The 18,452-nt window shown below is 71.0% G+C and carries 16 protein-coding genes and 2 pseudogenes; 6 read left to right on the top strand and 12 right to left on the bottom strand.

What is annotated here, in order from left to right; all coding sequences use genetic code 11:
* Window positions 1–35: 35 nt before the first annotated feature.
* The 3 genes and pseudogenes from QQK45_RS12500 to QQK45_RS12490 all read left to right on the top strand — a co-directional run bounded on the left by QQK45_RS12500 (window position 36) and on the right by QQK45_RS12490 (window position 2,967).
* Window positions 36–1,130 carry a substrate-binding domain-containing protein gene (locus QQK45_RS12500; protein ID WP_284293536.1) on the top strand — a complete coding sequence of 365 codons (1,095 nt, stop codon included), beginning with the start codon at window positions 36–38 and terminating at the stop codon, window positions 1,128–1,130.
* A gap of 28 nt (window positions 1,131–1,158) precedes the next feature.
* Window positions 1,159–2,190, top strand: a complete 1,032-nt coding sequence (locus QQK45_RS12495; protein ID WP_284293535.1) for an ABC transporter permease — start codon at window positions 1,159–1,161, stop codon at window positions 2,188–2,190.
* A 7-nt stretch (window positions 2,191–2,197) separates the two neighbouring features.
* Window positions 2,198–2,967 (top strand): annotated as a pseudogene (locus QQK45_RS12490) (ATP-binding cassette domain-containing protein).
* A gap of 153 nt (window positions 2,968–3,120) precedes the next feature.
* Here the strand turns inward: QQK45_RS12490 and QQK45_RS12485 are convergent.
* Window positions 3,121–4,419: a PQQ-dependent sugar dehydrogenase gene (locus QQK45_RS12485; RefSeq protein WP_284293534.1), complete on the bottom strand. Its 1,299-nt coding sequence runs from the start codon at window positions 4,417–4,419 to the stop codon at window positions 3,121–3,123.
* 56 nt (window positions 4,420–4,475) lie between these two features.
* Here QQK45_RS12485 and QQK45_RS12480 point away from each other — a divergent pair, with 56 nt between their 5' ends.
* The gene (locus QQK45_RS12480) at window positions 4,476–5,321 is read left to right on the top strand and encodes an aldo/keto reductase (protein WP_284293533.1); all 846 of its coding nucleotides are present in this window, start codon (window positions 4,476–4,478) and stop codon (window positions 5,319–5,321) included.
* Window positions 5,318–6,181, top strand: coding sequence for an aldo/keto reductase (locus QQK45_RS12475; RefSeq protein WP_284293532.1), 864 nt, complete (start codon window positions 5,318–5,320; stop codon window positions 6,179–6,181). The genes QQK45_RS12480 and QQK45_RS12475 overlap by 4 nt, the downstream gene beginning before the upstream one ends.
* Window positions 6,182–6,192: 11 nt before the next feature.
* On the opposite strand, the gene QQK45_RS12470 is transcribed toward QQK45_RS12475, so the two are convergent.
* From QQK45_RS12470 to QQK45_RS12450, 5 genes are all read right to left on the bottom strand, one after another.
* Window positions 6,193–6,693, bottom strand: a complete 501-nt coding sequence (locus tag QQK45_RS12470) for a copper chaperone (RefSeq protein WP_284293531.1) — start codon at window positions 6,691–6,693, stop codon at window positions 6,193–6,195.
* A gap of 316 nt (window positions 6,694–7,009) precedes the next feature.
* A complete protein-coding gene (locus QQK45_RS12465; protein ID WP_488803255.1) occupies window positions 7,010–7,477 on the bottom strand; it encodes a DUF7868 domain-containing protein in 468 nt (155 codons plus the stop codon).
* On the bottom strand, window positions 7,384–8,478 hold the full coding sequence (locus tag QQK45_RS12460; protein WP_284293529.1) for a tyrosinase family protein: 1,095 nt from the start codon (window positions 8,476–8,478) through the stop codon (window positions 7,384–7,386). Before QQK45_RS12460 ends, QQK45_RS12465 begins: the two co-directional genes overlap by 94 nt.
* Window positions 8,479–8,586: 108 nt before the next feature.
* The gene (locus tag QQK45_RS12455; RefSeq protein ID WP_284293528.1) at window positions 8,587–8,778 is read right to left on the bottom strand and encodes a hypothetical protein; all 192 of its coding nucleotides are present in this window, start codon (window positions 8,776–8,778) and stop codon (window positions 8,587–8,589) included.
* A gap of 17 nt (window positions 8,779–8,795) precedes the next feature.
* Window positions 8,796–9,755: a hypothetical protein gene (locus QQK45_RS12450; protein ID WP_284293527.1), complete on the bottom strand. Its 960-nt coding sequence runs from the start codon at window positions 9,753–9,755 to the stop codon at window positions 8,796–8,798.
* A gap of 238 nt (window positions 9,756–9,993) precedes the next feature.
* On the opposite strand from QQK45_RS12450, the gene QQK45_RS12445 reads away from it, so the two are divergent.
* Window positions 9,994–11,400, top strand: coding sequence for an AAA family ATPase (locus QQK45_RS12445; protein ID WP_284293526.1), 1,407 nt, complete (start codon window positions 9,994–9,996; stop codon window positions 11,398–11,400).
* A 41-nt stretch (window positions 11,401–11,441) separates the two neighbouring features.
* Here QQK45_RS12445 and QQK45_RS12440 read toward each other — a convergent pair whose 3' ends face one another.
* From QQK45_RS12440 to QQK45_RS12415, 6 genes and pseudogenes are all read right to left on the bottom strand, one after another.
* The gene (locus QQK45_RS12440) at window positions 11,442–12,527 is read right to left on the bottom strand and encodes an LLM class flavin-dependent oxidoreductase (protein WP_284293525.1); all 1,086 of its coding nucleotides are present in this window, start codon (window positions 12,525–12,527) and stop codon (window positions 11,442–11,444) included.
* 1 nt (window position 12,528) lies between these two features.
* Window positions 12,529–13,892 (bottom strand): annotated as a pseudogene (locus tag QQK45_RS12435) (LLM class flavin-dependent oxidoreductase).
* A 12-nt stretch (window positions 13,893–13,904) separates the two neighbouring features.
* Window positions 13,905–14,699, bottom strand: a complete 795-nt coding sequence (locus QQK45_RS12430) for an ABC transporter ATP-binding protein (protein ID WP_284293524.1) — start codon at window positions 14,697–14,699, stop codon at window positions 13,905–13,907.
* Window positions 14,675–15,544: an ABC transporter permease gene (locus tag QQK45_RS12425; protein ID WP_284293523.1), complete on the bottom strand. Its 870-nt coding sequence runs from the start codon at window positions 15,542–15,544 to the stop codon at window positions 14,675–14,677. The genes QQK45_RS12430 and QQK45_RS12425 overlap by 25 nt, the downstream gene beginning before the upstream one ends.
* Window positions 15,541–16,656 (bottom strand): ABC transporter substrate-binding protein, encoded by a 1,116-nt coding sequence (locus QQK45_RS12420; protein WP_284293522.1) that lies wholly within the window; start codon window positions 16,654–16,656, stop codon window positions 15,541–15,543. The genes QQK45_RS12425 and QQK45_RS12420 overlap by 4 nt, the downstream gene beginning before the upstream one ends.
* A 385-nt stretch (window positions 16,657–17,041) precedes the next feature.
* Entirely contained in the window at window positions 17,042–18,325 is a 1,284-nt protein-coding gene (locus QQK45_RS12415) for an ROK family transcriptional regulator (RefSeq protein ID WP_284293521.1), read from the bottom strand.
* Window positions 18,326–18,452: the final 127 nt, after the last annotated feature.

The following is an 18,452-nucleotide window of genomic DNA, read 5'->3' as shown; positions in this document are numbered from 1 at the left end:
TCCCGATCAACGACGATCCAGAAAGCAGCAATCCCATGAACTCTTCTCTTGACGGACGCTGCTCGCGTTCGGTTCGCGCTCTGGCCGCGGCGGCAGCGCTCGGCTCTGTGCTCACCCTGGTCGCGGCGTGTGACCGTGGCTCGAGCGGCGGCAGTGGGGGCGATTCCCCCATCAAGATGGCGCTCGTAGGGGTGGACTTGACCAACCCGTACTACCTGAAGATGAAGACTGATGCCGAGGCGGAGGCGAAGAAGCTCAACGTCTCGCTGTCGGTGCAGACGGTGGCGTCCGGGGCGGGTGCGGACGTTGAAACTCAGCAGATCGAGTCCGCGGTCGCCTCGGGTGCAAAAGCCATTCTCGTGATGCCGTTCGCCGAGGGCATCAACCCAGCGATCAAGAAAGCGCGCGACGCGGGAGTCGTCGTGTACGCGGTCGACAACCCTACCAACCCAACCTCGGCCGTGGACATGTCCTACGTGACCGGCAATCGTGTGGTCGGGAAGCAGCTCGGCGCGTGGGTGGCCGCCAAGGTCAAGGGTGAGCACGTGAACATCGCCATGCTCGATGTCTTCGCCGACCAGACGATCCCGGTCGACATCGACCGCGACCAGGGCTTCCTCGCCGGGATGGGCATCGACGTCAAGGACGAGAACGTCAAGGGCGACGAGGCGGCGAGCGGCTCGTTCGACGGTGGGACGTACACGGTCATCTGTCACCAACCCACACAGGCCACCCAAGATGGTGGGCGAACGGCGATGGAGAACTGCCTGTCGAAGAACCCGGACGTCAACGTCGTCTACACGATCAACGAGCCCTCGGCGTTCGGTGCCTACCAGGCCCTGAAGGCCGCAGGAAAGACCAAGGACGTCACGATCGCGACCTTCGACGGCAGCTGCGACGGCATCGACGCGATGAAGCGCGGCGAGCTGACGGTCGACGCACAGACGTACCCGGGGAAGATGGCTCAGCTTGCGATGCAGGCCGCTGTCGCCCAGATCAAGGACGGGACGAAGCCGAGCCCGTCGGATGGGCTCGACTACTACAACAGCGGATCGTCGCTGGTCACAGACGACCCGATCTCCGGGGTGGACAGCATCACGTCCGCCGAAGCGGCCAAGCTCTGCTTCTGACGGCTGCCGAACGACACAGGAGTCCCTCATGACAACCATCGAGGTCCAGCCCCGCACGGCGGACGAGGAGTTTGCGGAGCGCAGACGCCACATCGGGCAGAAGATCCAGCACTTCGTCCACCGCCACCCGTGGTCCAGCCCGCTCGCGATCCTCATCGTGACGGTGATGTGCTTCTCGGCGATCAGTGCTCAGTTCTCGGCGGCGGTCAACCTGTCGCTCGTGCTCCAGCAGTCAGCGGTCCTGGCGGCCGTCTCAGCCGGTCAGGTTCTGGTTCTGATCTCAGGAGGAGTCGACCTCTCGGTGGGCTCCCTGATGGTGCTGACCACTCTCGTCGTGGGCAAGCTCTCGGCGGACGCTGGACTGCCCGACGTGATCGCATTGCTTGCCGGAGCCGCGGCCGGCGCGGCCCTCGGCGCGTTCAACGGCAGCATGATCGCCCGATTCAAGCTCAACCCGTTCATCGTGACGCTCGGCTCTCTCAGCATCTTCGGCGCTCTGGTCACGCTCGTCTCAGGAGGCGAGTCGATCGATGCCGGCAAGTTCGGCAGCCTGATCAACCTCACCGGCAAGTCGTTCAAGATCGCTGGGTTCACGTTCACCTGGGGCATCGTCGTCGTCGCAGTGCTCTACCTCGTCCTCTCCTACATGCTGCTGCAGACTTCCTGGGGACGGCACGTGTTCGCTGTCGGCGACGACTCCGAGGCGGCACGACTGGTGGCGATCCGCGTCTCACGCGTACGCATGAGCGTGTACATCGCTGCAGGCGTGATCATGGCGATCGCTGGCTGGGTTCTGATTGGCCGGACAGCTGCGGCGAGCCCGCAAGCAGCGACAACAGTCAATCTGGACTCGATCACTGCGGTCGTCATCGGTGGCACCAGCCTTGCCGGTGGTCGCGGGTCGATCATCGGCGCGGTCGTCGGGTCGGTGCTCGTGACGGTCTTTCGCAACGGGCTCTTCCTCGTCGGAGTCGACGCGCTCTACCAGAACCTCGCCGTCGGCGTGCTCACGATCGTCGCCGTTGGACTCGACCAATGGATCCGGAAGGTGAAGGCATGAACACCGCATCGCCCGCAACGAAGGCAACCCTGTTCTCGCCGCCAACGGTCTGATCAAGACCTACGGGAAGGTCGTCGGTCTCGACGGCACAGACTTCGAACTCATGCCAGGAGAGGTCCTCGCAGTCATCGGCGACAACGGCGCCGGAAAGTCGACACTGATCAAGTGCCTGACCGGCGCCGAACGTCCGGACGGCGGGACGCTCGAGCTTGACGGTTCTCCCGTCACGTTCCGACGCCCACAAGACGCGCGAGCAGCCGGAATCGAGACCGTGTACCAGACCCTCGCCGTCTCCCCCGCGCTGACGATCGCGCAGAACATGTTCCTGGGCCGGGAACGGCGGCTGCCCGGCGTTGCGGGCACTGTGTTCCGCAAGCTCGACGCTGCCGGCATGACCCGTGACGCCGCGGCAAAGATGAAGGACCTCGGCATCGGGACGCTCCAGAACATGCATCAGAGCGTCGACACACTTTCCGGGGTCAACGCCAGGCTGTCGCCGTCGCAAGGGCTGCCGCGTTCGCCGACCGCGTCATCTTCCTCGACGAGCCGACTGCTGCGTTGGGAGTCAAAGAATCCCGGCAGGTGCTCGACCTGATCCTGACGCTTCGCGACCGCGGGATCCCCATCGTGCTGATCAGCCACAACATGCCCCATGTGTTCGAGGTCGCTGATCGGATCCACATCCAGCGGCTCGGCAAGCGAGCAGCTGTGGTCACTCCTCAGAGCCATTCGATGACCGATGCCGTAGCGATCATGACGGGCGCCACCGAAGCCTGAGCAGACGGAGCAGACGGAGCAGACGGAGCAGACGGAGCAGACGGAGCAGACGGAGCAGACGGAGCAGACGGAGCAGACGGAGCAGACGGAGCAGACGGAGCAGACGGAGCAGGATTGGGTCTGCTGGACCACGTCGGCAGGAGATCGACCGGCTCAGCCTGCGTTCGGGACCGTCACGCGCAGGAGGCGGTCGTCGTCCGACCCCGGGTTGCCCCGCCCGTCCGTGTTGCTCGTGAGGACCAGGAGCGTGTCGGTCGTCGGGGTGTCCTCGACGGTCGGGTCGAGCATGACCGTGCGGAGCCGGCCGTCGGCGCCGTGGAGGAGCCGTTGGGGCGTGCCGACGGTCGCGCGCGCGGACGTCGAGGTGCCCGCGACGGCCGGCTGCAGCGGGACCCGCCAGAGCGTCTCGCCCCGCAGCCCGGTGAGGTAGACGGCCGAGTCGGAGACGGCCAGACCCGACGGGCTCGCGTCGGACGTCCGCCACGTCACGAGAGGGTCCTGGTAGTCGGCGGGCGGGTTCGCGGGGTCGGTGCCGGCACCGTCGGCCCGCTTGCCCTCGACCTCGGGCCAGCCGTAGTTCTTCCCGGGGACGACCTGGTTGAGCTCGTCCCACGTGTCCTGCCCGAACTCGCTCGCGAACATCCGCTGGCTCGCGTCCCACCCGATGCCCTGCACGTTGCGGTGCCCGAGCGTCCACACGCGCGTGCCGGACGGGTTGTCGGGCGCCGCCTTCCCGTCCTGGGTGACGCGGAGGATCTTGCCGCCCAGCGAGTCGGGGTCCTGGGCGTGGGTGCCGGCCGTCGCGTCGCCCGTCGTCACGTACAGGTCGCCGTCGGGCCCGAACGCGAGTCGGCCGCCGTTGTGGACTTGCGCGGACGGGATGCCCGTCACGACGGCCGTGAGCTCCCCCAGGCTCGGCGACGACCCGAGTGTGAGCCGCGCACGGACAACCTCGTTGCCCTGCGCCGTCGTGCGGTAGAGGAACACGCGCCCGTCCGACGCGAACGACGGCGAGAGCGCCACGCCCAGCAGCCCGCTCTCGCCCGCGTGGACGGTGCTGCTGCGCAGCTCGTCCGCGCCCGCGCCGCCCACGTCGGTCTGCTTCCCCGACGCCAGGTCCACGACCACGACGCGCGCTTGGTCGCGCTCGGTGACGAGGACCGTGCCGCCCGGCAGCGCCGCGAGACCCCACGGCGTGTCGAGGTGCGTCGCGAGCACGGTCACCGTCGGGGTGCCCGCCTCCGGCGGCACGGTGGGCACCGACGACGACGTCCCCTCCGTCCCGGGCGACGCCACCGGCGCGGTGGGCGAGTCCGCGGTGGTGGCGGGCGCCGTCGTCGACGACACCGAGGACGGTGCGGGCGACGAGCCCGTGCACCCGGCGAGCGCGAGCGCGGCCGCGGCGCCGACGGCGGCGAGCCGCGGAACGGACGATCTCCCGGGGTGAGCCATACCCCATCGTCCGACGCGAGGTAGCACCGCGCGACCGGCCGTGACACGGTGGAGGCATGTCTGAGACCGCCGTGCCCGAGATCATGCTCAACAACGGCGTCCGGATCCCGCAGCTCGGGTTCGGCGTCTTCCAGATCCCGCCCGACGAGACGCGCGACGCCGTCGCGACGGCCCTCGAGGTGGGCTACCGACACATCGACACCGCGCAGATGTACCGGAACGAGAAAGGTGTCGGGGAGGCGATCCGCGACTCGGGGATCCCGCGCGACGAGATCTTCGTGACGAGCAAGCTCTCCAACGCGTTCCACGCGCGCGACGCGGCGCTCGCGTCCTTCGACCGGTCGCTCGAGGCGCTCGGCTTCGACCAGCTCGACCTGTTCCTCGTGCACTGGCCCCTCGCTACCGTGAGCGACTACGTCGAGACGTGGAAGGCGATGGAGGAGATCTACGCGTCGGGCCGGGCCCGGGCGATCGGTGTGTCGAACTTCCAGCCGCACCACCTGCGCCGCCTGCACACCGAGACGACCGTCGTCCCAGCGGTGAACCAGGTCGAGATCCACCCGTACCTCGTCCAGGACGAGCTGCGCGCGTTCGACACCGAGCACGAGATCGCGACCGAGGCGTGGTCGCCGCTCGCGCAGGGCCTCGTCCTCGACGACCCGGTGATCGTGCAGATCGCGAAGGACCACGACCGAACGCCGGCCCAGGTCGTGCTGCGCTGGCACCTGCAGCGCGGCGAGATCGTCTTCCCCAAGTCGGTCACGCGGGCGCGCGTCGAGGAGAACCTCGCGCTCTTCGACTTCGAGCTCTCGGACGGGGACGTCGCCGCGATCACGGCGCTGGACCGCGGGCAGCGCACGGGTGCCGACCCCGACACGTTCGACTGGATCCCTGAGTCGTGAGCGCGACCGGCCGCACACGGGCCCTACCTGCCCCTGCCGTCCGGCTGAACAACGGCACGACGATCCCTCAGCTCGGCTTCGGGACGTACAAGATGCCGCCGTCGGACACGGCACGCCTCGTCAGGACTGCGCTCGAGCTCGGCTACCGGCACGTGGACACGGCCGAGATGTACGGGAACGAGCGCGAGGTCGGCCAGGGCGTCAGGGACTCGGGGCTCCCGCGCGACGAGGTCTTCGTCACGAGCAAGCTCGACAACCCGCACCGCACGCCCGACCAGGCCCGTGCCGCGTTCGACCGGACCATGGCCGACCTCGGCCTCGAGCAGGTCGACCTCTTCCTCATCCACTGGCCGCTGCCCACGGTGACCGACTACGTGGCACGGTGGCGCGTCCTCGAGGAGGTCTACGCGGACGGTCGGGCGCGGGCGATCGGCGTGTCGAACTTCCAGGTCGCGCACCTGCGGCGACTCCTCGACGAGGTGGACGTCGTCCCGGCCGTCAACCAGATCGAGGTCCAGCCGTACTTCGTCCAGGACGAGCTGCGTGCGTTCCACGCCCAGCACGGCATCGTCACGGAGGCGTGGTCGCCGCTCGCGCGCGGCAAGGTCCTCGACGACCCCGTCGTCGCCCGGGTCGCCGCGCGGCACGACCGCAGCCCCGCCCAGGTCGTGCTGCGCTGGCACCTGCAGCGTGGCGACGTCGTCATCCCCAAGTCGTCCAGCCGGGCCCGGATCGCGGAGAACGGCAATCTGTTCACCTTCGTCCTGTCCGACGACGACATCGCCGCGATCACCGGGCTCGACCGCGACGAGCGGACCGGCAGCGCGGACCCGAACACCTTCGACGGCCTCCGGGGCTGAGCGGGGGCTCGTCAGTGGCGTGCCACCGGCGCGGTGTACTTCGGCCGGTGACGACGCACCGCGGTCAGGAGGATGCGTGCCGCCCGCCAGGGGATGTGAGGCCCCCATCCGGGCCGTCGCGGCGGATCGAGGTGCTCGACCCACAGCCACGACGCCACGAGAGCCATCAGCCCGAGCCCTGCGAGACCGTTCGCGAGCATCGCGACGAGCATCAGCGCCCAACAGGACCCTGCGCACCACACACCGTGACGTAGCCCCGCCGCGACCGTCCCCACGTCGGCGCGCAAGCCGAACACCGGCAGCGGACGACCTCCGTGCATCCGCTTCACGCAACGGTGGCGGCCGGGCGCACACTGCCAGGTGCAGGTCCCTACGAGGACGGCCACCAGCACCCACCACGGCGCCGCGTGGACCGTGGCGGCCGCACGGTCCAGCGCGAGCAGTCCGACCGTCCACACCGCGCCGTAGCCCGCGAGCAGTAGGACGACCCGCCGCAGCCGGAGCCTCGGCAAGCCTCGGTCGACGACCTGGCGAAGGGCTCGATCGTCATCGGCCCCATCATCGCGACCAGCATGAGCAGGGGTGCGACCGCCCCTGCGACGCCCAGCAGCCCACCGCCCCCGACCACCCCCATCGCGTGGCCCGCGAGGTGCCCAGCGTGGGCGTCCGTCTGCCCCGGTGATCGTCCGGCCGACGCGATCGCCGGGGTGCCGCCGGACGCCGCCATCAGGCTCGCCTGCACCTGCAGCGTGACGAGGAGGATCCAGGCGACGGCGGCGGCCCCGACGACGGGGGCCCGGACCCGACGGCGCTCCCACGCCGCCGGTGTCACGACGCGTCGCCCGCGCGCGGCGCCTCGCGGAACACGCTGATCCGTGACACCGAGACGTCGTCGCCGGGCTCGAGCGGCGTCATCGGCACGATCGTGACCGTGAGCGCACGAGGATCGAGGGCGTCCGAGCGGCGGAGACCAGCGACGACATCCGTCACGTCGAGGACGTGGGTCAGGCCCCGTCCGCCGTGCGGCCCGTCGGGGTCGGTGGCGGCCTGGGTCCCGAAGAGCCCGATCGACCCGGCGAGCAGCTCCGGGTGATCGGCCGGAACGGCGCCGACCGGCAGCCCGACGTAGACGTCCAGGACGATCGCGTCCTCGTTGGCGCGGAGGCCCTCGAGGTTGAGGAACAGCCGGTCCCCGGGCTGCACTATCGAACCCACCCCACCGTCGAGGCGGGCGGCGACCGCTTCGACCGTCGGCTCCAGCCGCACGACGTCCTGCCCGCCACCGGGTTCCAGCACGAGAGGCTCCGCGTTCGCACCCACGAGTTCCACGCGACTGTCCATCGCTGCCCGACCTTCCTCGCCGACGGCCGCTGCATCCCCTCCGGGGCCGTGGTGACGGCTACCGCCCCGACGTCGAGCGAGTCGTACCCATACCCGAGGTCGTCGATGCGACGCATCTCACTCGGCTCGAACTCCTCGATCTTCCCGCTGAGCCGAGGCAGCGCGAACCGTCGCGCCGTCGGTCCCTCGAGCCAGGCCTCCCCACGTGGGTCTTGCTCGCCTGCGGCGTTCCACGCGGCCCACATGCGATCGATGTTCGCGTGGTGGAGCCAGAAGACCGGGTCCAGTCCCGCAGTGCGAGGATCCGACATCACGCCGCTCACCGACCGGCCGTCCAGCACACCACGTCCGCCGATCAGGACGTGGACTACGTTGTGCGGCTGCGACTCGAGCGCACCCGACGTCTCACCCTCGTGTGAGAACCCGGTGTCGAGGCCGCCGAACCCGGGCGACCCGTTGCGAGTCCCTGTGAAGGCGTGGAGCTGCATCGCGCGAGCGTTGATCTGCGCTCTCGGGATGCGGATGACGCCGTCACCGGCCGGCCCGAACCGCGCGCGGACCCGGAGCGGGTTCGGCGCGCCGTCGGGGGTCGACACCTCGGTGAACGCCGGCGGGATGGCAGGGTCGCGGAAGTAGTTCCAGTACGGCAACGCCCAGTCCTCGGGTCCGCCAGACGCGACCACCGCTGCCCGCACCTCCTCCTCGAGCGCCAGGACGTAGCCGCGATGCCACGGCAGGAAGTACCAGCTCTGGTGCTGGCACTGGTCCCACAGCACGTTCCGGAACCCTGCGCCGGGCGGCGGGGTGGCCGGCATCAGACCGACCTCCCTCCACCGGTCCAGGCCGAACCCGTGGATGGCTGCGAACGTCCACCAGCTCGTGGGATCGGAGAAGGCCCGGGCCTGCAGCACCCGGACCCCGTGGCATACCAGAGCAGGTCGGACGACCACGGCCATCCCGGTTCTCCTGCGCCCGCCCAGGCGCTCTTCCTGATGTACATCGTCTCCCCCGGTGCTGATCTCGTGTCGGTGCTGGTCGGCTGGTGCGTCGAGCCTGCGGGCGTCTCAGTGCTGTCGAGCGACACCTCCGTCCGACCGTTCGTCCCCGTCGGACGCGCTCTTCGGCGGTGTCGGCGCCTTGCTGAGCGTGTACTGGGTCGGGGTGACCAGGTAGGGAGTCGTCGCGGACTTCCCGGCGTAGAACCCGAGGGCCGCGGGCGTGTCGAGCGTGCCCGTCACCGAGAACGTCGTGCTCATGGACTGGATGTTCGCGGTCACGTTCGCCGTCGACGGCCCCGCCTGTCCCTCTGCCGGAACGACGCGGAGCTCGATGCTCTCCCCTTCGCCGGGGCCTGAGGACTGTTGTCGAGGAAGGCCCCGACGATGACGTACTCCTCGCCCGGCACGAGTACGCCGGGCGCGAGGCCTCCGCGCGTCGTGTTCACCCCAGTGATCACCGGCCGCCGCACGACCAGGTCCGAGAGATAGCTGACGAACTCTGCGAAGTCGACATCGTCCTCAACCGACGCGAGATCGCCCGAGTACTGCTTGATGAACCTCGGGGTGACGAACATGTACGTGTCCTTGTGCATCACCATGTCGAACGTCGTGCTCGACTCCTTGAGGCACGGACCCGCCTGGAACTGCTGCTTGTACTGCTTCGCGTCGACCGACACGACGAGCGCGCTGACGATGGGCATCCCCAGGAGGTACTCGCACACGAACACGATGGTCGCGACCTTGCTGCTGGTCGACGCCGAGCTCCCGGAGATCTTGAGGCCCTCCTGCCCCATCGCGGCGATCATGCCCTCGGCAAAGCTGAGCTCGCCCGCGCCGGTGGCAAGACCGAGCAAGCCCTCGACGAGCTCCTTGCTGAGCTCAGCCCCGAAGCTCTGGCTCGAGTGGTGCAAGTCCTCCTCGGTGACCTGGACGAAGAGGCCCGAGCCGTCGACGATGCCCTGCAGCACGTCGTAGTCGTAGATCGAGTACGACTGGTTGGTCGCGGGGTCGATCGTCGTCGAGATAGCCTTCGTCATCGCCGCGAAAAAGACCGCCACCTCAGCGAACACGTCCCTGACCTGCCGCGAGATCTTCTTCGATCCGAGCGCTGTCGAGGCGAGCATGATGTTGCCGGTCTCGTTGAAGATGTATTCCTTGACCGCCTGCCGGTTGTACGGGTTCGGCTGCGGGATAGTGAGCTCGGAGATCTGGTCCGCCATGATCGTGCCCCTCACGTCCTCGGCGAGGCCGGGCTGCGGCACGGCTGCCGGCAACGCTGCGACCCCCTTTCACCGGACGCTAGCGAGGGCACCCAGCGAAGTCCTTACAGACTTGTTCGAGTCCGCTGGCTTTCGACCGGCGCCGCCGAAAGCCACCGCATACGATGCAAGACGTCTCAGGTTTCCGGCACGACGAACCAGCGACGGAAGGGCGCGTGAGCTGAGCGAGGGGTGGCGCACCGAAGACTGGTGGGTGCCTGCGCGCGCATATTTCTTCGCGGACCGCAGGTTCGAGGTTGCCGAGGCGCTCCTCGTCTCGCCGCAAAGCTGCGCGCATCTGCGCCCCAAGGTCGCCGAAGTGCTCCTCGAGTTGCTCTCGCACGCGGGGGACACCGTGTCGCGACAGCACCTGCTCGACGCCGTCTGGCACGAACCCGTCGCAGACAACGCGCTCACCGTCTGCATCAACGAGCTCCGGGGCCGTCTGGCGGGCCAGCGCTCGGACGGATCGCCGCCTGACGGTTTCATCGCCACCGTCCACAGGTACGGCTACCGATTCCTTCCCCCGGTCCATCGCGATCTCCCGCCGCTGAGCGCTCCGCTCGGTGCGCCGCCACCGGCCGACCGCCTCGCCGTCCTCGAGTCCTGGTGGACTGCGGCACGATCGGGAAGGCGGACGTCCGGCGTCGTGATCGGTCCGCGCGGCACAGGAAAGTCGACGCTGCTCCAGGCGTTCCACCATCGGCTGACGCATAGCGGGTACGCGGCGGTGGCGCTGGTCCGATGCGTCCGTAACGCACCCGGGCGGCCTCCGGACGGACACCCGGGTGCGTTCGTCGAGGTCTTCGGCGCTCTCTGCCGTGGGCCCGCGGCGGCCGCGGCACGTTCGACCTTGGTGCGCTACGCGCCGTCGTGGCTCGCTCTGCTGCCGTCGCTCATCCGTCGCGAGGTCTACGAGCAGATCGCTGCGAGCGCTCGAGGCGCCTCGACAGAACGGCTGCTCCGGGAGGCGGCGGACGCCCTCGACGCGTTGTCGGCACGCGTCCCGGTCGCGATCCTGCTCGACGACGTAGACGCCTCGAACAGGATGGATGCCGCACTCGTGTCGCTCCTCGCCGGTCGTTCCGGCTCGGCACGGCTGCTGCTCGTCGCGACCTCGGCGACGCCGGTCTGCGTGACCGAGGTACCGGTCGAGCACATCGACCTGCCTCAGAGCGACGGTCTCGCGGTGCTGAACGACGCAGTCGTCCGTGCGCGGGCACTGCTGGCCGGGAACCGGCCCGACGTCGCCTTGCGCACGTGGTTGCGGCACGTCGCCCTCCAGTTCCGCACGCGACCCGAAGCTCTTGCGATGCTGGTCTCGGCGGCACCACGACGACGGACCGAAGCCACCGCACACCGACTCGTCTTGGCCGCGGTGGCCACCCTCCTCGACGAGGGGACTCGGCACGGTTCACTGCGTGCGGACATCAGCCCCGACGACGTGGCCACGCTGCTGTACGGGGTATTGCGTGCGACCGCGCACACGTCTCCGGAGACCGTCGCCCGCCTCGTCGACCTGGTGGTCGACGGGCTCCACGTGGCAGGAGGCACGGGCCGGGGCAGCAGAGCGCACCGCGCCGCCGACGTACGGTTCCGTTCCGCCCGCATCCACAGCTGAGCGCAGGGTGCGGTACTGGCGGTGCCGACCGCCTTCGCGGATCAGCCGTCGACCGCTCGTGCACGCAGCCGGGGGACCAGCGCGTCGCCGACCCGGGCCGTCTCCTGCTTGTACGGGGTGTCCGACAGCACGAAGTGCGTCACGCCCAGGTCCGCGTACTTCCGCAAGGAGGCTGCGACGTCGTCGGCGGACCCGACGAGCCACGTGGTGCCGGCTCCCCCGCCGCCGTAACGGCCGGGCGCGGTGTAGAGGTTGTCGTCGAGGACGTCGCCGCGCTCGGCGAGGTCGAGGAGTCGCCGCTGCCCGACGGCGGTCTGGCGCCGGAACGCGGGCGTGAGCCGCTCTCCCTGGCGGGCGGCGAGCTCCGCGACCTTCGCCTCGGCGTCGCGCCACGCCTCCTCGGTGGTGTCCCGCACGAGCGTCGTGACGCGGAGCCCGAACTCGAGCGGCGGCAGGTCGCGGTCGAGGTCCTTCGACAGCTCCCGGAGCCGGGAGATCCGGGCCTCGATGCCGTCGAGCGGCTCGCCCCAGAACAGCTGGACGTCCGCCTCGGTGGCCGCGACCCGCTCCGCGGCCGGCGACGCGCCCCCGAAGTACAGCCGCGGCGCACCAGCGGGCAGTCGCGGCACGACCGTCGAGTCGGTGACGCGGAAGTGCTCGCCCTCGAACGTGACGTTCTCCTCGGCCCACAGCCGCCGGACCAGCCGCATGAACTCCTTCGTGCGGGCGTAGCGCTGCGCCTGGTCGCCCTCGACGTCCCCGTACGCGGCGAGGTCGTCCTGCCCGCTGACGATGTTGACCAGCAGGCGGCCGCGACTCAGGTGCTGCAACGTCGCTGCGGCGCTCGCGAAGTGCGCGGGCTGCCAGTAGCCCGGCCGGATCGCGACCAGCGGGCGGAACGTCGTCGTCAGGGCGGCGACCGCCGTCGCGACCGTGAACGTGTCCGGACGGCCCCAGCCGGTCCCGAACAGCGCACCCGACCAGCCGTGCGCCTCCGCGGTCCGTGCCAGGTCGACCGTGAAGTCGAGGGTGCCCCAGCCGTCGGCGGTGAAGTCGCCGCGGTGGCCGGGATCGACGGTGTTGGGGACGTACCAGAGGAGCTCCGGCTCCCTCGGATCGGCGCCCATCTCAGGCAACCCCGGCCGTGACGCGGCCCAGCTCGGGGACGCGGACGCCGTCGTCGTGCCGGTTGCGCGGCCGCGCGAGGCCGTAGTGGTCTCGGAGCGTCGTCCCCTCGTACTCGGTCCGGAACAGCCCGCGCTCCTGCAGGATCGGCACGACCTGCGACGTGAAGGCCTCGATCCCCGACGGGAGCACCGCGGGCATGATGTTGAAGCCGTCGGCAGCGCCGTTCTCGAAGTAGTGCTGGATGGTGTCGGCGACCTGCACCGCCGTGCCCGTGAAGGTGCGGTGCCCGCGCCCTCCCCGAGCTTCCCGATGAGCTCGCGCACGGTCAGGTTGTCGCGGCGCGCCCAGTCGACGATGAGCGTGCGACGGCTCTTGGAGCCCTCGATCTCGTCCTCGTCGGGCAGGTCGAGCGGGAGAGGCTCGTCGAGCGACAGCCGGTCCGGGTCGACCTTGAGCGTGCGGGCGAGCGTCGTGAGCGCGTACTGCGGCGCGATCAGCCGGTCGAGCTCGGCGTCCAGCTCGCGCGCCTCGGACTCCGTGTCACCGATGACGGGCACGATGCCAGGCAGCACGACGACGCCGTCCGGATCCCGCCCGACGGCGGCCGCCCGCCGCTTGAGGTCCGCGTAGAACTCCTGGCTCTCCTCGAGCGTCGGCTGGGCGGTGAAGACGGCCTCCGCCCAGCGCGCGGCGAACTCCTTGCCGTCCTCGGACGACCCGGCCTGCACGAGCAGCGGGTAGCCCTGCGGCGAGCGCGGGACGTTGAGCGGCCCCTCGACACGGAAGAAGGGTCCCTCGTGCTCGGCGCGCCGCACCCGGTCGCCGTGCGCGTGCACGCCGCCGGCCTTGTCGGCGACGACGGCGTCGTCGGCCCACGAGTCCCACAGCTTCGTCGCGACGTCGAGGAACTCGTCGGCGCGCTCGTAGCGGGCCTTGTGGAGCGGCTGCTCGTCGAGGCCGAAGTTGCGCGCGGCGGCCTCTCCGGCGGTCGTCACGATGTTCCAGCCCGCGCGCCCGCCCGACAGGTGGTCGAGCGACGCGAACCGGCGCGCCAGGTTGTACGGCTCGTTGTACGACGTCGACGCCGTGGCGATCAGGCCGATCCGGCTCGTGCTCACCGCGAGCGCCGCGAGCAGGACGGTGGGCTCGAGCTTGCCCGACGGGCGCCGACCGGGGTCGCTCCACAGGACGGGGCTGTCGGCGAGGAACACCGAGTCGAACTTCGCGTCCTCGGCCACCCGGGCGAGGTGCTGGTGGGCCGCGAGAGACAGGTTCGAGGTCGGGTCCGCGTCGGGAAGGCGCCACGAGGCCTCGTGGTGCCCGGTGTCGTGGAGGAACAGGTTGAAGTGGAGCTGGCGTGTCATGGGGAGGTCTCCTTAGGAGGGAGTGGCCGACGTGGCGCGGCGTCGACCGGGGGCGATGAAGTCGGCACCGAGGTGCTCCTGCACCCCGAGGCGGCCGAGGAGGAAGTCGCGGAGCTCGCCGAAGCCGGGAGCGACCGGCGAGCGTTGCGTGAGCTCCACACGGACGTCCGTCTGCACGGTCCCGCCGTCGAGGACGACGATCCGGTCAGCGAGGACGATCGCCTCGTCGACGTCGTGCGTGACGAGCAGGACGGCGGGTCGGTGGACCTCGCAGAGCCGGCGCAGGAGCTCGTGCATCTTGATCCGGGTGAGCGCGTCGAGCGCCCCGAACGGCTCGTCGGCGAGCAGGAGCTGGGGCTCGCGGACGAGGGACCGCGCGAGCGAGGCCCGCTGTGCCTCGCCGCCGGACAGCTCGTAGGGCCAGGCCCGCTCGCGCCCGGCGAGGCCCACCTCGGCGAGGGCTCGGCGCCCGCGCTCGTCGGCGTCGGGGGCTCGGAGCCCGAACGTGACGTTGTCGAGCAGCCGCTTCCACGGCAGCAGCCGGGAGTCCTGGAACACGACGGACACCGCGACGGGTACCTCGATCTCGCCGTAGCCGTCGACGTCCCGGTCGAGGCCTGCGAGCGCCCGCAGCAGGGTGCTCTTGCCGGTCCCCGAGCGTCCGAGCACCGCGACGAACTCGCCGGGCGCGACGTCGAGGTCGAGTCCCTCCAGGACACCACCGGAGCGGTTGAAGCTGCGGTGCAGGTCCCGGACGCGGACCGCGGGGGCCTCGGTGGAGGTCAGCCCTCCAGGGTGCGTCGCCATGACAGCGCCCTCCTCTCGATCAGGCGGACGGCCGTGTCGGCGAGGAAGCCGAAGACGCCGTAGATGACGAGCCCGACCACGATCACGGAGGTCTGGCCGTACTGCTGGGCGAGGGTCATGACGTGCCCGATGCCCGACTCGGAGTTGAACTGCTCGACGACGACGAGGCCGAGGAGGGACACGGTGACCGCGAAGCGGAGCCCGAGCAGGAAGCCGGGCAGCGCTCCCGGAAGGACGACGTTGCGGACGAACTCGACCCGCCCGACGTCGAGGGTCTCCGCGAGCTCGGCGTACCGGCCGTCGATGCCCCGCAGCGCGTTGTGCGTGTTGACGTAGATCGGGATCAGCGTGATGAGCGCGATCGTGGTGACCTTCATCGACTCGCCGATGCCGAACCACGCGACGAAGAGCGGGATCAGGGCGAGGGTGGGGATCGACCGCTTGATCTGGATCGGCCCGTCGATGAGCGCCTCGCCGACGCGGGACAGCCCGGAGGCCACGGCGAGGACGACGCCGCCGAGCACGCCGAGGGTCAGGCCGAGGACCGACCGGCGCAGCGACGTGCCGATGTTGCCGAGGAGGTCGTGGTCGACCCACTGGTTCTGGAACTCCTTGGCGACGTCCCAGGGCGCCGTCAGCACGGCGGGGCTGATGAACCCGGCCCACGAGCCGACGGCCCAGACCGCGAGGAGGAGCAGCGGCCCCACCCAGAACGACAGCCGGGTCCGTGGCCCGGGGCCGAGGCGACGGCGCACGACGCGCACGTCCGGGTGGGGGCCGCCCGCGCGTGACGGCGGGACGGCGGGGGCGACGTCGGCCCGGGTCGCGGCGGTCGCGGCGGTCACGACGCGTCTCCCGTCACGACGGCGGAGCCCGCGGCCTCGGCCTCGACCGCGGCGAAGCGGGTGTCGACGACGGTGTGGACGTCGAACTTCGGGTTGTCCTGCTCGGAGGCGAGCAGGTCGGCCGTCGCCTGCAGCCGGTCGACGGCGGCGTCCCACGTCTTCGGGATCGCCTTCGTGCCGCCGGCCTTGACCGCAGCGGCAGCGTCAGCGGCGCTCAGGCCCTGGTTCTTCACGTAGTAGGCCTGCTCCCACTGCTCGGGGTGGTCGTTCTGCCACAGGAGCGCCTTGGTCCGCGCCGCCACGTAGACGCGGAGGGCGGCAGACTTGGCGGGGTCCTTGACCGCCTTCGTGAGGCAGTAGACCGTGGACGCGTCGTCGCGGATGCCCGTGTCGATCGCCGTGGCACCCGGGTACTGGCTCAGGTAGGCGCTCTGGATCGTGGCGGCGCCGAGGGGCGCGACGTCGACGGCACCGCTGCCGAGCGCCTGCGCGTAGGTGCTGGCGGTGCTGGGCAGCTCGACGAGCTTGACGTCCTTCTTCGTCAGCCCGGCCTTCTGCAGGACGCGCAGCACGAGCGCGCCCTGGGCCTGCCCCGCCGAGTAGGCGATCTTCTTGCCCTTGAGGTCGGCGAGGGTCGTGACGTGGGCGCCCGGCGCGACGCCGAGCTGGTAGACGGGGTGCTGGAGCGGGTCCACCGTCACGGACTGGAAGACGATCTGGGTCGACGTCCCGGTCCAGTGCGCGAACAGCGAGGGGATGTCGGCGACCGAGCTGCAGTCGAGCTTGTCGGCGCGGAACGCCTGGATGCTCTGCGGGCCGCCGCTGATGTCGGCCCACTCGACCTTGACGCCCGCGTCGCTGAGCTCCTTGTCCAGCCCGGACGCCTCGAGGGCGACCTGGATCGAGGGGTCCCCGATCCGGATGACGGTCCCGCCGGGCACGGTGGTCGGCAGGGGCGCGTCGAGCGCGAGCGCGGACGCGGAGTCGCCGCTGCAGGCCGTGAGCCCCGGCAGGACGGCGGCGAGCGCGACCGCGAGGACGGCGGCGGCGCTGCGGCGGGAGCGGAGCACGCGGCGGGGGCCGGGCGGTGGACGGAGTCGGGGGCTGTTCATGTCGGTCCTCTCGGGAGGCTGGAGGGTCGTGCCGACGACCGCCTCCCGGCCGGGCCGGTGGGCGGGTGCGTCGTGCGGGGAGGGGCTCCGGTGTCGAGCCGGCGGGACCTCGTCGTACGGGTACGACGACGTCGTGAGCCAGGGACCGGGGGCCGTGCGCGAAGTCCTGGGACAGGACGCCGGAGGGCGCCACGAGACGGGAGGCCGGCCTGGCCCGCCGCGGGGCGGGGACCAGCCGGGTGCGTGGCGCGGGTCGCGTGCCGTCAGCGACAGCGACAACAGCCACGGCGACAGCGGCGCGGCGAGAGGGCCGCGGGTGCGCTCGTGGTCATGTCCTCAGCCTGTGGCAGCACGAGTCCCCCTCACAACAATGCAACGAACTGAATTAAGTGGGTCGCCCGGGACGGGCCACCCGCAGCGGCGACGCGTAGAGCCCTTCGAGCCCGACGGCCGCCCCGGCGACGGCGAGCGCGTGCCCCGGGAAGCTCGTCCGGTGGACCACCGCGGCCGGATCCGTGCAGGTGGCGGAGGCGCGCGCGACGGTGTCGCGCACGATCTCGAGGCATCCCGGCACGCGTGAGACTCCCGGCTCGACGACCGTCAGGAGCTCGGGGTCGAACAGGTCGAGCAGCAGTGCCGCGGCACGTCCGACGTCGCGCGCCCGGTCCCGGAGCAGGGCGACCGCCCCCGCGCCGCCCGCGACGGCGGCGTCGACCAGGGCCCTGAAGCCGGCGTCCGGCGGCACGAGCCCCTCCTCGACGGCACGACGCAGCAGGGTCTGTTCGGACACCGCGGCCTGGAGGCAGCCGAGACGGCCGCACGGGCACGGCGCGGTGCTGCCCTCGACGGGCAGGTGCGCGACGACGCCCGCGGCGGCGTGCGGGCCGGTGTGGACGCCGCCGTCGGTCGCGAATCCCGCGTCGACGACGTTCCCCACGAACAGGTTGACCATGCTCGACCGCGCCCTCGCCCGGTGCTCCCCGAAGAGCTGCTCGGCGTGCACGAGTGCCCTGGCGTGCCCGTCGACCCGCACGCGCAGCCCGGGCCGTTCACCGAGCACCCGGCCGACGGGCACGTCCCGCCACCCGAGCAGCGGGTGCTCGACGACGACGCCACGCTGGGCGTCGACCCAGCCTCCGGTCGCGAGCCCGACGCCCCGGACGCGCGGACGCTCGGGGTGCGCGACGAGCAGCTCGTCGAGGTGGTCGGCGAGGTCGGCGAGGACGACGTCCGGGTCGGTGGACCGGTGCGGGTCGCGCCGCTCGGCGACGACGCGACCGCGGAGGTCGACGATCGCGAGGGTGGTGTGCGGGACGGCGACGTGCGCGCCGACAACGTACGCGCCGTCGGGCCGGACCTCGAGCGGGACGTGCGGCCGGCCGACGCCCTTGGGCGGCGCGTGCTCGGGCGCCTCGCGCACCAGGCCTCGTTCGACGAGCCGGCCGACGAGCCCGGTGACGCTCGCCGGCGACAGGTTCGTGAGGCGGGCGACCGTGCTGCGAGCGACGGGGCCGTGGTCGAGCACGGCCCGCAGCACCGTGCCGGCGGTCTGCGACGTGCGTTCCTGCACGGGTGCGGGGCGGGGGCGGCCGACGGCGGCGAGCGCGGTCGGGACGTCGGCGCGCCGGACTCGCGGTGCGCTGCGTTCCGGGTTGCGGAGGGTCGGCATGGGGCACGCTAACCAGCCGTCCGACGTCGCGGCGAGGCCCGGTCCGCGGTGCGGCCCGAGGTTTCGCAGCGGGCGTTGCGGCCGGTAACGCCGTCTCAGCGGGGACGGTCGCCGTCTCGCCCTGTGT

Source organism: Luteimicrobium album, assembly GCF_030161555.1.
GTDB classification, from domain to species: domain Bacteria; phylum Actinomycetota; class Actinomycetes; order Actinomycetales; family Cellulomonadaceae; genus Luteimicrobium; species Luteimicrobium album.
The sequence above is the reverse complement of the archived record's forward strand: the minus strand, read 5'-3'. Positions and strand labels throughout refer to the sequence as shown.